We start from the raw sequence: 14874 nt of genomic DNA on the forward strand, positions 1-14874 counted from the left end.
CCGATGGGTCTGGGGTCTGTCCCCGATGGGTCTGGGGTCTGTCCCCGATGGGTCTGGGGTCTGTCCCCGATGGGTCTGGGGACTGTCCCCGGATGGGGCTGTGGGGTCTGTCCCCGGTGGGCTTGGGGTCTGTCCCCGGTGGGCAGACGCTTGGACGTGGGGCGTCGGGTGGTCCCTTGGTAGCGCGTGCGGGCTTCAATCGATAGACCGCTGGGGGCGGTCTGGCGGGAGGGGGCGTGTCAAAACCTTGACGACTCTTTGCGGACTTCGTCGTGCTGTGGTTGAGCGAATTTGCCCAGATCACTATTTTGTGGCTGCGGAAAACATTGAGTTTTCCGAATCGGCTGACATTACCGCTGCCGATACCCATCCAAACTCAAGCGTGAAGGTCTCAACAGCCGATGGCTGGAGAGAGTGAAAACGCGTCCAGGGCTGACAATCGCATCGAGATGGCAAGACGCCGTGCCCACTGATTCTTGGTTCATCATTGCCGTTTCATGAAGTATCGCCAACTCGACCGCATCGTCAGCCTGGATCCCGGACAACGGATCGTGGCTGAACGCACCTTGCGAGCGGATGAGGAATATTTGAAAGATCACTTTCCGCGTTTTCCCGTGATGCCGGGCGTGATGATGCTCGAAGCCTTGCATCAAGCCGCGGTCTGGATGATCCGAACGGGAGACGATTTTGCCTCGCCACTGGTGCTGCTGCGTGAAGTCCGCAACGTGAAATTCGGCGACTTTCTGTCGCCCGACGAAACGCTTCAGGTCACCGCCGAGCGCGTCAAGGAGGCCGACGGGCTGATCACCGTCAAGGCGACCGCCGAAAAACAGGGGCGGGTGACCGTCGCGGCGCGGCTGATTTTGGAACGTTCGGGTAGCATCGAGCCGCCGGAGACTGGTACAGACGCGGACGTCATTCGGCGGGCAAAAAAGCAGTTTAAAGAGTTGTTCGGTGACGTTTCGTTCACCCCCAATCCAACCACCTAGTTTCATCTGCAGGTCCAGTTTTGAACCGGGGGACTGACCCCCTGGGCGGGATGTGCAGAAAAGCATTTGCAAAGGAAAACACGAGATGGCTCTGACAGAAGACGAAATTTTCGCGAAGGTTCAATCGGCACTCGAAGACGCGTTGGGCGTTGACGATGACGAGGTCACGATGGACGCCACCCTGGTCGGCGACCTGGGTGCCGAATCGATCGACTTCCTGGACATCGTTTTTAAGCTGGAAAAGGCATTCGACATCCAGATTCCGCGTGAAGAATTGTCTCCCGAAGACATTTTGACCAACAGCCAATACGTTCAGGACGGTGTGGTCACCGCTGACGGGCTGGCCGAACTGAAAAAACGCATGCCCTGGGCTGATTTGAGCGACTTCGAAACCGATCCGAAGGTGCAAAACTTCGGCAATCTGCTGACCGTCGGCGATCTGTGCCGTTACGTCGGAGCCAAGGTCAACGACTGATGCGCTGGTTCTGGGTCGATCGGTTCACCGAATTTGTCTCTGGCTCGCACGCCAAGGGCATCAAGAACATCAGCTTGGCTGAAGAAGCCGTCGACGACTATTGCCCGGGATACCCGTTTTTGCCGCCGACCCTGATCATTGAGGGGATGGCTCAGCTGGGCGGGATCCTGGTGGCGGAGCATTTTTTGTTTGACAAACGCGTCGTCTTGGCCAAGGTCGGGCGAGCGAAGTTTCATGCGCCCGCGCTCAACGGAACCACGTTGAACTACGAAGTCAGAATGGACGCCGTTCAGGAAAATGGCGGCACCGTCACCAGCACCAGCCACTGCGACGGCGAGATTCAAGCGGAGATCGATTTGATGTTCGCGTTTCTCGAAGATGGCTATTTGATCGACGGTCCGTTGTTCGAGCCGGACGATTTAAGGGGAATGCTGCAGATCATGAAGTTCTTTTCGGTGGCGGTCGACGCCAACGGAAATCGATTCCCGACCTACGATAAACTCAATTAGATTCCAGCGCCGAGAAGTCAGCATGCAGCGTGATCACAAAGACCGCCGTCGCGTCGTCGTCACCGGGATCGGCATGGTCAACCCGATGGGGCATGACGTCGATACGGTGTGGGCCGGGCTTCAAGCGGGCAAAAGCGGCGTCGGCTACACCACCCTGTTCGACGCCAGCGGGTTTCCGACCAAAATCAGCGCCGAGGTCAAAGATTGGGAGCTGGCCGAAGAGGACATGCCGCCGGGCCGTCCCAAAACCCTCGGTCGCCACACCAAATTCGCCATCGGGGCCGCCCGACAGGCGATGGCCGACAGCGGCATCTTGGAAACGATCACCGATCCGACTCGCTTCGGCGTTTATCTGGGCAGCGGTGAAGGGAACCAGGATTTCAACACGTTCAGTCAGATGATGACTGCGGCGATGGCCGGCGGGGACTTTGATGCGTCGAAATTCATCGCCCGCGGGCTGGAGCTGCTCGATCCGGCCAGCGAGCTGGAACAGGAGCCGAACATGCCGGCGGCGCACTTGGCGACGCTGTTCAACGCGCAAGGCCCCAACATGAACTGCCTGACCGCCTGTGCGGCCAGCAGCCAAGCGGTCGGTGAAGCGACCGAAATGATCCGCCGCGGCGACTCCGACGTGATGTTGGCCGGTGGAACGCACAGCATGATCCACCCCTTCGGCGTGACGGGATTCAACCTGCTGACCGCGCTGAGCGAAAGCAACGACGAGCCCACCAAGGCCAGCCGTCCGTTCGATCGGCTGCGCAACGGCTTCGTGCTCGGGGAAGGGGCGGCGATGGTGATCTTGGAAGATCTGGACCGCGCGAAGGCCCGCGGGGCGACGATTTACGGTGAAATCGCCGGCTACGGAACGACCGCCGATGCCTATCGCATCACCGATATCCCGCCCGACGGCCACGGAGGGATCGCTGCGATGCGGATGGCGATCGCCGACGCCGGCCTGAAACCCGCCGACATCTGTTACGTCAACGCCCACGGAACCAGCACCACGGTCAACGACAAAGTCGAATCATTGGCCTGTCACGAAGTTTTTGGCGAGGATGCGGCCAAGGTTCCCGTCAGCAGCACGAAGAGCATGATGGGGCACCTGATCGCCGCGGCGGGCGTGACCGAGATGATCGTGTGCCTGTTGGCGATGCGCGACTCGGTGCTGCCGCCGACGATCAATTACGAAAACCCCGATCCCGCTTGTGATCTGGACTATGTTCCCAACGAAGCCCGCCCGGCGGACGTGAAGTACGCCTTGAACAACAGCTTTGGCTTTGGAGGCCAAAACGTCACCCTGTGCCTCAGTCGCGACGTCTAGCGATGCCCGAATTCACCGATGCCGAACTGGTCGCGTTCCTCGACGAGGCGCTCTCGGATGAGCGGTCCACGGCATTGGAGGGGCAATTGCGGGAGGACGCGGAGTTGCGGCAGCGGTTGATCGCGGTGCGTGGCCGCGAGAACGCGGGGCTGCACACGCTCGGGGCGATTTGGCGACGCGGACGGCTTTCGTGCCCCTCGCGAGAGGAGCTGGGGCAGTTCTTGCTGGAGACCTTGTCGGACGAGCAATCGGACTACATCCGTTTCCATCTGGAGACCGCGGAGTGCCGCTACTGCCAGGCCAATCTGGCGGATTTGGTGGCCGCGTCCGATGCCGACCGACATGTCGTTCGGCGGCGAAAGTATTTCCAAACGAGCGCCGGTTACTTGAAAAAGTGAGCCTGCCCCCCGGTGGTAAAAATTCGCCGCTCAACCTTGCGGATTCCGGCCCCAGGCATTAACCTTCGCGGCTCGAAACCACTTCAAAACCCCAATTTCCCTCCCCCGAGGAAGCTACCATGACGCTCGATCGCAGCCTGAAGGTAAAAGCTGGGGCGATCAAAGCGCGGAACGTGCTGACCCGAGCCGAGCGGATCGCCCAGTTGCAACGACTTGAGAAATTCAACGAAGACGAAGCCATCCTGGGCATGCCCAAGGTGCGTGTGGTCAAGGTCTCGCTGAAGAAGAAGAAGAAGGTCAAGAAAGCCGACGACGACAAGAAGTAGTCGAGCCCAGTTGTCGCGCACGTTCAGCTTCGGCTGTGCGTTGCCGCACGAACGATCAAGCCGTGAGCGAATTCTTTCGCGCACGGCTTTTTTCTTCGCCGTTTGGCCTGCCGGAATGCCCCGGCGTTCGCGTACAACTTACGTCTTCGGAAACGTTTGCCCCTGCATCCCCCGCCGCCTACCGGCGAATGTCGTGGCGCAATCGCTTCGGCCGTCCGAGACGACGGCGTGGCCGAGTCGAGTAGGGATGCATGTGGGGCCTTTTTGGCATGCCCGTCGCGGGGCGAACCCGCCAGTCGCCAACTCCCTCAACCCGGCCTTTTTTTGATGTCCACTGCCGACGCAACCGCAAAGACTGTCGCGGAAACCGACACCACCGAGTCAAGCTCGACCGCGGAGACCGTGGCGGTCACTGAAACGGCCAGTAATCCCGCCAGTGATCCGGCTGTGGCGGTCGATCCTCAGCGGCTTCCCCACCCCGAGAAAACGCGCCCGACGCGGATTCTGTGGGAGTACGTCGCCGTGCTCTCCGCCGTCCATCTGGTTGCCCTGCTGGCCTTCGTCCCGTGGCTGTTCACCTGGTCGGGGTTGGTGATTGCGATCGCCGGTCACTTCGTGTTCGGAATGATGGGGATCACGATCGGCTACCATCGGTTGCTCACTCACCGCGGGTTCACCTGCCCGAAATGGCTGGAGCACGGTTTGGCGATTCTGGGGATGTGTAATCTGCAGGACTCGCCGGCTCGCTGGGTCGCGATCCACCGCATGCATCACCAGCACAGCGACGACCAGCCCGATCCGCACTCGCCGTTGGTGAGTTTTCTGTGGGGCCACATGGGCTGGGTCGTGGTCCGCAACCGAGACCTCGATCGGACGTCGCACTACGAGCGCTACGTCCGCGACTTGCTGCGAGATCCGTTCTATCTGCGTCTTGAGCGAAAGGGCGGTTGGTTCTTCGTCTTCCTCGGGCACGCCATCGTGTTGACCTTGATCGGCGCGTTGGTGGGTTATTTCGTCGACGGGGGTGCGGGGGCGCTGAAGTACGCGGCCAGCTATTACGTCTGGGGCGTCGCGGTCCGCACCGTGTTCGTGCTGCACGGCACCTGGGCGGTGAATTCGGTCGCTCACGCGTTCGGCTATCGCAACTACGAAACGCGTGACCACAGTCGCAACAACTGGCTCGTCGCGCTGTTCAGCCATGGCGAGGGCTGGCACAACAATCACCACGCCGAACCCCGCTCGGCCGCCCACGGTCACCACTGGTGGGAATTCGACATGTCGTGGCGGGTGATTCGATTCATGGAAATGATCGGGCTGGCGAAGGACGTCGTGCGCCCCAAGTCGATGACGAAGTAGGCAGGTCGGCTCGAACGAATTGAATTACCGCTAAGCCAAGCGTTTGTCGAATGTGAAGTTGATCAGCGACCACGTTGGTGCGTGATCGATCAATTCTGAGTGGCTGTTTCGCTCTTTGACGGCATCGAAGGTGATTGGCATAAGCAATGCATCCGTCAGCGGTTTCGCAATGACGATCAGTGCAAGCCCTCGCGAAACATTCTTACGCGGCCGGGTGAGCACGCCCTTGGGCGATTGCAGCGATTCTCATTCAGAAGAAGCGTGCAGCGATCACGGAGGGACCATCAGCAAAACTTGCATTTCGCAAGAGGGTGCAGTGTCATTCAAGCCCAGCATCACCACGATTGACAATGCATGCTCCTCGACAACAGACGCGTTCCATCTGGTCATTCCTTTGGCGTGCTCGCTATTGGCCGGGAAAGATCCGAGACCGAGTCCTTGGCGCCTTGTTCTTTCCGATTCGTTTCGTTCTTCGTAAGAACGAACGGTTGGCGCGGTTCGCTGCTTGGATGCGGCTGAGGCGACGGCGATTGATCGCAGTGTTCGTTCTGGTGACGCACGTCTTGGGCGCGATCGCGTCGCTGAACGTGCTCACCGAGCAGCGTTCTCCACAGGGTGCGATCGCCTGGATTGTCTCGCTCAATACATTGCCTTACATCGCGGTCCCGCTGTACTGGACGGTCGGCGAAACTGACTACAGTGCGAGTGCGATCGCCTATCGAGCGAGCCTCTCGAAGGGGCAGCCGATCGTCAAGCAACTCTACCGAGACCTCAAATCGGCAGAGTTGGTGGTTCCCGCGACGGACGACACGAAGCGATTGCTGACGCGTCTCGTGAAGTTACCCGTGACGCGCGGCAATGCGGCGCACTTGTTGATCGACGGGATCGAAACGTTCGACGCAATCATGGCCCGGATCGAAGCAGCCGAATCCTATGTGCTGGTCGAATCCTACATCATTCACGATGATCAACTCGGTAGAGAATTCAAAGACTTGTTGATCGCCAAGGCGAACCAAGGTGTGCGGGTTTGTGTGCTCTACGACGAGTACGGGAGTCGTAATTTACCGAGTGAGTACGTCTCGGAGTTGCGTTCAAACCGTGTCGCGGTCGTCGGGTTCAACTCTCCACTGGCCGACGGTTCAACGACTCGACTGAACTTTCGCAATCACCGGAAATTAATTGTCGTCGACGGCGACACCGCCTTCGTCGGTGGTCTGAACATCGGCGATGAATATCGATACGGAGTCGATGAGCTGGGGCTCTACCGAGACACCCATGTCCAAGTTCGTGGACCTCTCGTCCAGTGCTGCCAAGTGGTGTTTGCCGAAGACTGGCATGCGGTGACGAACGAGATTCTCGATGGGCTTCAATGGACTCCCGTTGCGGCGACGGACTCCGGCGGCGTTGGGCTGTGTGTGCCGACAGGCCCTGCAGATGACTTCGAGACCGCGTCCCTGTTTTTTATGCAGCTGATCCAATCCGCCAAGCAACGCGTCTGGATCGCGACGCCCTACTTTGTTCCCGATGAGCAGATGGTGACGGCGTTGAAAATGGCGGCGCTTCGCGGTGTTGATGTCCGCATTCTGATCCCGGAGCAGTCGGACTCGACGCTCGTCTGGTTGTCTTCGTTTTCGTACTTGGATGAACTGGACGCGTCCGGCATCCGCGTCTATCGATACCAGGGACGGTTCATGCATCAAAAGGTCATTCTGGTCGACGATTCGGTCGCGGCTGTCGGCACGGCCAACTTTGACAATCGGTCATTCCGGCTGAATTTCGAAGTCATGTTGGCGTTCTTCGATGCCGATTTCGTCGCGGACGTCGTGCAGATGCTCGAAGAGGATTTGTCGCACAGCCAGATCACCAGCGGTGATGAACTGCAAGAGCGAGCCTTTGTGTTTCGGATGTTGGTCCGCGCGTCGCGCCTGCTGGCTCCGATCCAGTAACGGCAGCGACACGAGCGCGTCGTAGCGCTCACTAGTCGGGGTCGCAGCGAATCAATCCGCCGGCGGTGCGGCAGTCTGCGTACGTAAAGGATTTGATTGGTGAGCCAGAGCGTGCGGGCTGGCCGGGTCCGAGGGCGCCGACGTCATTTGCTTCGACACCCTTCGGGCAACGCTGGGAAGCATTCTTTAGCGGTAGGGCGCGAGCCCTCCGGTGTTTCGGGAACGATGAGAGACCGGAGGGCTTGCGCCCTGCCGCTAACACATTGATATCAGCCGGTTCACGCCAGCGTCCGGGCGTCTCTGCTTGGCTTGGCGTTAGCGCTAGCGAGCGGGCTGGAATTGGCAAACGACTGCCGCGTTGCGGTTACGCCGGGTGATGCTTCGTCGTGATCGCCAGCGCGGCGTTGTAGAGACCGGGGCAGCTGGCCAGCACACTCGATGGAACCAGGCCCAGGGGGGTTCCCTTGGCGTCGGAGATTTTGCCTCCCGCTTCGGTCACAATCAGCTGGCCGGCGGCGAAGTCCCAGGGGGAGAGTTTGTACTCAAAGAACGCGCCGAACATGCCGCTGGCGACGGCGCAGAGATCCAGCGCTGCGGTTCCGAAGCGGCGGATCCCGTGGATGTCGTGGCTGAAGAAATCTTCGATCGCCGCGAGGGTCGACCGCATCATTGCGCCGCGGTCATAGTAGAACCCGCATCCGATCAGCGCGCTGGAGAGTGCGGTGACGCTTGAGGCGTCGATGGGATTGCCGTTGTGCTTCGCCCCGCCGCCTTTCACTGCGGTGTAGGTGTCGCCGGTGATCGGGTTGTGGACCACGCCGACCGTCGGGACGCCACCGCGGTAGTACGCGATCGAGACGGCGAAGTGCGGCACATGGTGAAGAAAGTTGTTGGTGCCATCGAGCGGATCAATGACCCACAGGTGCTCGGCACCGGTGTCGCCGACAAGGTCTTCTTCGCCCATCAAGGCATGATCGGGGAATTCTTCGGCGATCAGATTCGCGATCACGGACTGGCTTTCCAGATCGGCATCGCTGACCAGGTCGTAGCTCTTGCCGCCGATTTCAGACTTATCGCGCAGCTCGACGCCTTCGTGCCAATATCGATGCAAGACATGGCCGCCGGCAGCAGCGGCCGAGTCGGCGAGGCGGAGGATAGTTGCCAGGTCGCTAGGCATGGACTGCTCGGGCGAGTTGCTGCGGCGGGGGAGCGGGCGGGCAGATGCCGCCACGCTGGGCAGCGCCCCTTACTACAAGAACACCGTGGATCGCCGTTGAAGCGTAGCTGCCTTTGCCAGGAGCTAGGTCTCTGGCGTTTCCACGCTCTGGCGAGCGCCGCGACGTCAAAGCTGCCCGCGACGCGAGGTGCGTCGGCTGACCGCTAGCGTTCTCGGTAGGTGATTCGACCCTTGGTCAGGTCATAGGGCGACAGTTCGACACGGACCTTGTCGCCAGGGACGATACGAATGAAGTGCTTGCGCATCCGTCCTGCGACGTGCGCCATCACTTCGTTGCCGGTTTCCAATTGGACTCGGAACCGGGTGTTGGCGAGGGCCTGGGTGACCGTGCCCTCGACTTCGAACGCTTCTTCTTTCTTTCCCAACTGTTTTCCTAGGGGTTATCGTTTGCTGAACTGGACGCCACGTCGGGCACCGCGCAAACCAGGTTTCTTTCGTTCCTTCATGCGAGAGTCTCGCGTCAGGAACCCGCCATCCCGGAGGGCATCGTGAAGCGACTCGTCGTAGCTGACGAGTGCACGACCGAGTCCCATACGAACCGCTCCACTTTGACCGGTCAGACCGCCACCGGTGACACGCACGACGACGTCGAGCTTGTCCGTTAATTCGACGGCGGCAAGGGCTGCGGTGATTGCAGCTTGATCTTGGTCGTTGACGAAATATTCGTTCAACGGTTTTCGGTTGATCGTAATCTTGCCTTCGCCGGCACGGACGCGAACGCGAGCGACGCTGCTTTTGCGTCGTCCGGTTCCGAGGGCGTCACCGTTGATCTTGTCTTTTTTGACCAGGGTCATCAGTAGAGTCGGTAAATGAGTCGTTTGGAGGGTGGTTTCAGGGTGCTAGCCGAGCGAGACAGACGCGTGGGGCTAGCGAATAAGGCTAGCTAACTTTCTTGCCTGTGCGAGCCAGCGGCTTCGGATCTTGAGCGACGTGCGGGTGATCCGGGCCGGCATAGATCTTCAGTTTCTTGATCATCTGGCGGGCCAGTTTGTTTTTCGGCAGCATCCGGCGGACGGCGTGGAAGATCAGGTCTTCCGGCTTGCGTTGCTGGCGATCGGCATAGCTTTCCAGTTTCAGTCCGGGATAGCCGGTGTACCAGGTGTAGTGCCGGTCGTCCATCTTGCGGCCCGTCATCGCGACCTTGTCGGCGTTGGTGACGATCACGAAATCGCCGCAATCGACGTGCGGAGTGTACTGCGGGCGGTGTTTGCCCATCAGGACGACAGCGATGTCACTGGCCAAGCGTCCGAGTACCTCGTCAGAGGCGTCGACGACGTGCCAATTCTTTTCAACTTGGCCGGGTTTGGCCATGTAGGTAGGTTGCGTCACGGAAACAGTTCTACGGGTAACGGAAAATGTGCGGTCGGGCGAAGGTCAAACGGAAGGCTCAGCACAACGGGACGATCCAACGGGTCGTTGCCATCGATGCGGTCGCTGCCACTTTGACGTGCAGATCGGCCGTGTTGTCAGGCACCCTTTGTCTTCGGCTGCGATTTCAGCCGGTTTATCACGGCAGCATCTCGCTTGGAAGCTGAGCGAATCGAGTTCGCGGGTCTGCCGCCGAGAAAGACCGAGAACGGTCCTCGGGCGGAGGATTCGGAAGCGTATCGACACCCGCGCGGCTCGGCAAGGGCTTTTCAGAGTTTTCGGGGTCGAAAATGGGATGCCGCCTCAACTTTCGAAACGGCTTAAGTACTTCGTCAGCCGAAGTTTCTTGCGCGCGCTGTCGCTGGTCATGTAACGCAAACTCCCAAAGATGGGGCGTTTGGGACCCCAAGCCCTGTCGTAACGCCCCAGCACCCAAAAAATGCCGCTGTACGAATTGGGGTCGCGCCCATCGAGAGCATATTTGTTGTTCAGATGGATCATGAACTCCAACGCCTGCTCGGCGGATTCGGTCCAGTGCAGGATTTTCTTGCCCCACAGCATTCGCATGTAATTGTGCATCACGCCTTCGCGGACGAGTTGCCGCTGGGCCGCGTTCCAAAGCTCGTCATGGGTTTCGGCTGCGTCAAATTGCTGCAGCGTGTAAGTCACCGGACGCTCGTCGTCGGCCGTTGCCGCGATCGATTTCTTGGCCCAATCGGGTAACGACTCAATTTTGTCGTACTGGTCGGGCTCGCGAAACGCCAGGTTGAAGCCCATTTCACGCCAGGTCAGGATTTGGTCCAAAAAACCTTCGGCCGGTTCGCTGGTGTTCCAAAACCCGTGGTTCTTGCCGTTCGCCTCGGAAGCCTGGTCTGGGGTCCATTCTTCGTGATCCAAGACCCGTTCGACGATTTCGTGGGTGGCGATGTGGCCGAAGTGCAGATGCGGGCTCAGTCCGGTCGTGGCTTCTTCGTCGGGATGATTCCGATCGGTGTGATACACTTCCAGCCGATCGGCCAAGAACCGGTCCAGGCGTTCCGCCGCGGCCGCACTGCCACCGGTGACCACCGGACTGGGGGCGACGTCATGATCGATCGCGATCTTGGCCAAGCCATCGGGTTGGAGCAGCGCATCGAGGTCCGCCGGCTTCCATTTTCGCGTCACCGAGGCCGGTAATTGATCCAGTTCAGGTAGCGAAACGCCGTCTAACGGGTCGGGTTCAGGCAGCTCGGTCAGGCAGTCGAGGATGTTTTTTTGCATCCAGCGTCGATAGCTGTGAGCGACCGTGAACGTCCGCTCGGGCAGCCGCATCGGTACGACGCCATTGCCGTCGACCAGTTCCAGCGGCACCGGCAAGCGATCCTTGACCGCCTTGATCATGTCGGGCAGGAAGAAGCAAGGGTATTCATCGGTGACCACCGTGCATGCCTTTTCGGCCAATTTCGCCAGCAGCGGCGAGCCGCGACCGGGTTTCGGCTCGACGTACGGAAAATACGTCACCGGTTTGTCACGCAAGGCGTCGGCGTTGTCTCGCATGCCTTCGATGATGAAGCGATGGATGCGGTCGCTGGCCCAGCGGTAACGGACGCGGAGCGGTTCGAAGATCACCAGCGGTCTATCGAGTGCTTCGGCCCGGTCGACGGCATGTTGCAGCGCGAAGCTGTAACGTGTTCGTCGTGACGCGATCATCCAGTACAACACGTACTGGCCGTCACGTTGCAAGGAACGGGAATTCGCCTGAGAGAGTCGAATCTCGGGGATTGGCATCTTGGCTCATGGACGGGTGGAATTTTCAAGCAAGACTGTAGCGGACGTCACCACGGCGATAGTATTGTGCCAGAGCAACCGGCCCGGCATTCATTCGGATCTGACAACTTGACGCGAAACCGACTGCGAAAAAAGCTTCCCCTGCTGGCCACGTTGACCCTGATCGTGTTCGCCGCGGCCGCCTACATCTTCGGATTGGCGTGGATCCAGTCGCGGATGTATGCGTTTTACGACTTCGAGGACCTGATCCAGCCGCGGTTGATCGATGCGACCATCGTCGGCTGGCTGCTGTTTTTCTGCAGTTCGATCGGCAGTTTCCTGAACGTCGTCGCGTGGCGGATGCCTCGTGGCGAAGGCATCGGAGGTCACTCGCATTGCCCGCGTTGTGCCAACACGTTGAAGATCCAGGACAATGTTCCGGTGTTGGGCTGGATCTCGCTGGCCGGGCGATGTCGATTCTGTTCGCTGCCGATTTCCCGCCGTTATCCGATCGTCGAAGCGTTGGTGGGGGGCTCGCTGACGCTGATCGGAATCACCCAGCTGTACTCGCTTTCGCTGCCGGCTCAATTCGTCCACGCGCACGAAGGTCCGCTTTGGACGCCTCGCGTGTCACCGGAGCTGTTGGCGATCTTGACCTATCACACCGTCGCGGTTTCGACGCTCTGGGCGATGGCGTTGATCCGGATCGACGGGACGCGATTGCCGACCCGATTGATCGTGTTTGCCGGCATCGCCGTGGTCATTCCGATGCTGGCCTATCCGACCGTGATGGTCGTCCCGTGGCAGGCCACTCGGCCGCTGTACTGGGTCCCCGAGGGGCTGCACGTCGAGGCGATCATGCGGGTGGCCACCGCCCTGGTCGCCGCGGCGCTGTTCGGCCGCGTGCTGGCCAAAGGGTTGTGTCCCTCGGCCGATTTGAAGCTGGACCCGCTCGGGGGCGGCACCACGCGGTTGGTCGACTTGATCGCGATGCTGTCGATCCCCGCCATCGTGATCGGTTGGCAATCGATGCCGGCGCTGGTGATCGTTGCGGCGATCCTTTCGCTGCTGCTGCGTCCGATGTTGCGGTGGATCCCCATCAATGATGGACCGAAAGGCCAGATTGCGGATCGGGGTGCGATGGAGGCGTTCGCGTTTGCGTTGCCGTTTGCGTTGACGCTGCACCTGTTGTTTTGGCGTGTGCTTTGGGAAACGCCGTACTGGCCGAGCGACCAGAGCAGCCGCAACGTCATCATCGTCTCGGCGCTACTGGTTTTGGTGGTGCCGTGGTTCGTCCGGGACCGCACTACCGCCGCCACCACTGCCGCCACCACGGACGTCGCGTCGGTGGACGCGGTTGCCGATGAAGGTGTCGGTCGGCAAGCCGGTGTTGACGAACAAGCTCCTGCCGGTGAAGCGGAGATCGCCTCGGCGGGCTCAGCTAACGAATTGCCAGAACACCATGGCGATGGCGAATCCGATCAGCGAGATCAGGGTCGAGATCACGCCCCAGGTCCGTAGCGTCTGGGCTTCGGACATCTGGAAATAGCGGGAGATCATCCAGAACCCCGAATCATTGACATGCGAAAACCCGGTCGCTCCGGCCGCGATCGCGACGGTGATCAGTGCCAATTGCGGCTGGCTCATGCCATCGACGAAATTGCCCATCAGTCCGGCAGCGGTCAGCATCGCCACGGTCGCTGACCCTTGGGCGACGCGAATCAGCGTCGCGAACACCCACGCCAACAGCAACACGGAGATTCCCGAATCGCGAAAGATCTCTTCCATCGCGTCGGTGATTCCCGTCGCGGCCAGCACGCCCTTGAACACCCCGCCCGCTCCGGTGATCAGAATGATGATCCCCGCCGGGCCGAGCGCCTTGGTCGAAATTTCCAGCAACGTCTCGCGGTCCACGCCACGCCGTGTGCCCAAAAAGTACAACGCAAAGATCGTCGAAAACAGCAGCGCCATCACGGGGTGCCCGATGAACGTGACGAACTGCACCACGGGCGATGCGGTCGCCAGCGTCGCGGCCAGTTGTGCCCCTCGCTCGTCACGCGTCAGGCCTTCGGGCAGCCCGGACGCGATCCACTGCTCGACGACCGTGTTGGCCAAAATCAACCCGATCGGCAGCGCGATCAAGAACAAAATGAAACCGAAGGACGGCAACGCGACTTGCTCGTCTTCGTCGATTTGCGGGGCCGGCGGCAGGTTGATCTCCACGCCCTTGGCCAGCTTCACGCACAACCACGGGCCACACAGAATCGCCGTCGGCAATCCGACCATCACGCCGAACAGAATCACCCAGCCCAAGTTGACGCCCAACAGATACGCCACCGCAACCGGTCCGGGCGTCGGAGGCACGAACGCGTGGGTCACGGCCATCCCCGCGACCAACGGCAAGCCGAAATGCAGGAACGGCCGTTTCGTGTCTCTGGCTAGGGCGAACAGCAGTGGCGCCAAGATGACGAGCGCGACATCCAGAAAAACGGGGATGGAGATGATGAACCCGGTCAACAACATCGCCCACGACGCGCGTTTGGGGCCGAAGATGCGTACCAGATGATTGGCCAACGCTTGCGTGCCGCCGCTGTGTTCCAGGATCGCGCCGAAGATCGCGCCGATCCCGATGATCGTCGCGATGAACCCGAGTGCGCTGCCCATGCTCTTGACGATCGTGTCGGCGACTTGGGTCAGCGGGACCGCTTCCGGATTGACCGTCCGACTGGTCGCGGCGACGAAGACCGAGACGACCAGTAAGGCCAGAAACGCGGACAGTTTCAGTTTCAGGATCAGCACCAACAACAACGCGATGCCGAACACCAGCAGCGCGATCAACGGCCCCGCCGGCGGCGTCACCGTCTCGGTTTGCCCCCACAGCATCGCATCAGAAGTCATCGACAGGAGATCAACCGGGGGAAGCAAAGACGCATCGATCAACGGAGGCACCGTGTGGAGCAGGCGGAGAGACGGAAGGGGATGCCCGAGAAGCATTCAGCGGCTCCGGAGTCGCTGGCGGGAGCGGCGAGTCTAGGCGGGCGGCCCGCGTGGGTCAAGATTTGGCCCTTAGCGGGGCGTCAGGGGGGAGGGGACGGTGCGCGGGTGTGCAGGCTTTCGCCGCTCGGGGTCGCTGCGGAGCAGCGAGGGGGAGTCGCCTGAAGGCTAGACACCAACGTGCGCTGGTGCCGCCCGGGGTCGCTGCG

General features: G+C 60.5%; 15 protein-coding genes. 9 read left to right on the forward strand and 6 right to left on the reverse strand.

Annotation, left to right across the window (positions count from 1 at the left end):
- The first annotated feature begins 497 nt into the window (after positions 1-497).
- The 8 genes from ABX749_RS04655 (at position 498) to cls (ending at position 7320) form a co-directional block, all read left to right on the forward strand.
- Positions 498-989 carry a 3-hydroxyacyl-ACP dehydratase FabZ family protein gene (locus tag ABX749_RS04655; RefSeq protein WP_145211624.1) on the forward strand — a complete coding sequence of 164 codons (492 nt, stop codon included), beginning with the start codon at positions 498-500 and terminating at the stop codon, positions 987-989.
- A gap of 85 nt (positions 990-1074) precedes the next feature.
- Complete coding sequence (locus tag ABX749_RS04660) at positions 1075-1464, forward strand: acyl carrier protein (protein ID WP_372894973.1); 390 nt, start codon at positions 1075-1077, stop codon at positions 1462-1464.
- Complete coding sequence (locus tag ABX749_RS04665) at positions 1464-1973, forward strand: 3-hydroxyacyl-ACP dehydratase FabZ family protein (RefSeq protein ID WP_145211623.1); 510 nt, start codon at positions 1464-1466, stop codon at positions 1971-1973. The genes ABX749_RS04660 and ABX749_RS04665 overlap by 1 nt, the downstream gene beginning before the upstream one ends.
- A gap of 22 nt (positions 1974-1995) precedes the next feature.
- Complete coding sequence (locus tag ABX749_RS04670; protein WP_372894974.1) at positions 1996-3294, forward strand: beta-ketoacyl synthase; 1299 nt, start codon at positions 1996-1998, stop codon at positions 3292-3294.
- A 2-nt stretch (positions 3295-3296) separates the two neighbouring features.
- Positions 3297-3692, forward strand: a complete 396-nt coding sequence (locus tag ABX749_RS04675) for a hypothetical protein (protein WP_259633164.1) — start codon at positions 3297-3299, stop codon at positions 3690-3692.
- Positions 3693-3811: 119 nt separating this feature from the next.
- Positions 3812-4018, forward strand: coding sequence for a small basic protein (locus ABX749_RS04680; RefSeq protein WP_095737120.1), 207 nt, complete (start codon positions 3812-3814; stop codon positions 4016-4018).
- A gap of 327 nt (positions 4019-4345) precedes the next feature.
- Complete coding sequence (locus ABX749_RS04685) at positions 4346-5374, forward strand: acyl-CoA desaturase (RefSeq protein ID WP_372894975.1); 1029 nt, start codon at positions 4346-4348, stop codon at positions 5372-5374.
- Between the two features lie 350 nt (positions 5375-5724).
- Entirely contained in the window at positions 5725-7320 is a 1596-nt protein-coding gene (gene cls, locus ABX749_RS04690) for a cardiolipin synthase (protein ID WP_372894976.1), read from the forward strand.
- 364 nt (positions 7321-7684) lie between these two features.
- Here cls and ABX749_RS04695 read toward each other — a convergent pair whose 3' ends face one another.
- The 5 genes from ABX749_RS04695 to ABX749_RS04715 form a co-directional block, all read right to left on the reverse strand.
- Positions 7685-8497 (reverse strand): inositol monophosphatase family protein, encoded by an 813-nt coding sequence (locus tag ABX749_RS04695; protein ID WP_372894977.1) that lies wholly within the window; start codon positions 8495-8497, stop codon positions 7685-7687.
- Between the two features lie 203 nt (positions 8498-8700).
- A complete protein-coding gene (gene infA, locus ABX749_RS04700) occupies positions 8701-8922 on the reverse strand; it encodes a translation initiation factor IF-1 (protein ID WP_094411247.1) in 222 nt (73 codons plus the stop codon).
- 15 nt (positions 8923-8937) lie between these two features.
- Positions 8938-9351 carry a 30S ribosomal protein S9 gene (gene rpsI / locus ABX749_RS04705; RefSeq protein ID WP_095737124.1) on the reverse strand — a complete coding sequence of 138 codons (414 nt, stop codon included), beginning with the start codon at positions 9349-9351 and terminating at the stop codon, positions 8938-8940.
- 85 nt (positions 9352-9436) lie between these two features.
- Positions 9437-9868, reverse strand: a complete 432-nt coding sequence (rplM, locus tag ABX749_RS04710) for a 50S ribosomal protein L13 (protein ID WP_095737125.1) — start codon at positions 9866-9868, stop codon at positions 9437-9439.
- Positions 9869-10228: 360 nt separating this feature from the next.
- On the reverse strand, positions 10229-11692 hold the full coding sequence (locus tag ABX749_RS04715) for a deoxyribodipyrimidine photolyase (protein ID WP_372894978.1): 1464 nt from the start codon (positions 11690-11692) through the stop codon (positions 10229-10231).
- 108 nt (positions 11693-11800) lie between these two features.
- Between ABX749_RS04715 and ABX749_RS04720 the strand changes: the two genes are divergently transcribed.
- A complete protein-coding gene (locus tag ABX749_RS04720) occupies positions 11801-13192 on the forward strand; it encodes a prepilin peptidase (RefSeq protein WP_372894979.1) in 1392 nt (463 codons plus the stop codon).
- On the opposite strand, the gene ABX749_RS04725 is transcribed toward ABX749_RS04720, so the two are convergent.
- The gene (locus ABX749_RS04725) at positions 13109-14569 is read right to left on the reverse strand and encodes a GntP family permease (protein WP_372894980.1); all 1461 of its coding nucleotides are present in this window, start codon (positions 14567-14569) and stop codon (positions 13109-13111) included. The genes ABX749_RS04720 and ABX749_RS04725 overlap by 84 nt on opposite strands.
- Between the last annotated feature and the right edge of the window lie 305 nt (positions 14570-14874).

Origin of the sequence: Stieleria sp. (assembly GCF_041595215.1) — a bacterium.
GTDB classification, from domain to species: domain Bacteria; phylum Planctomycetota; class Planctomycetia; order Pirellulales; family Pirellulaceae; genus Stieleria; species Stieleria magnilauensis.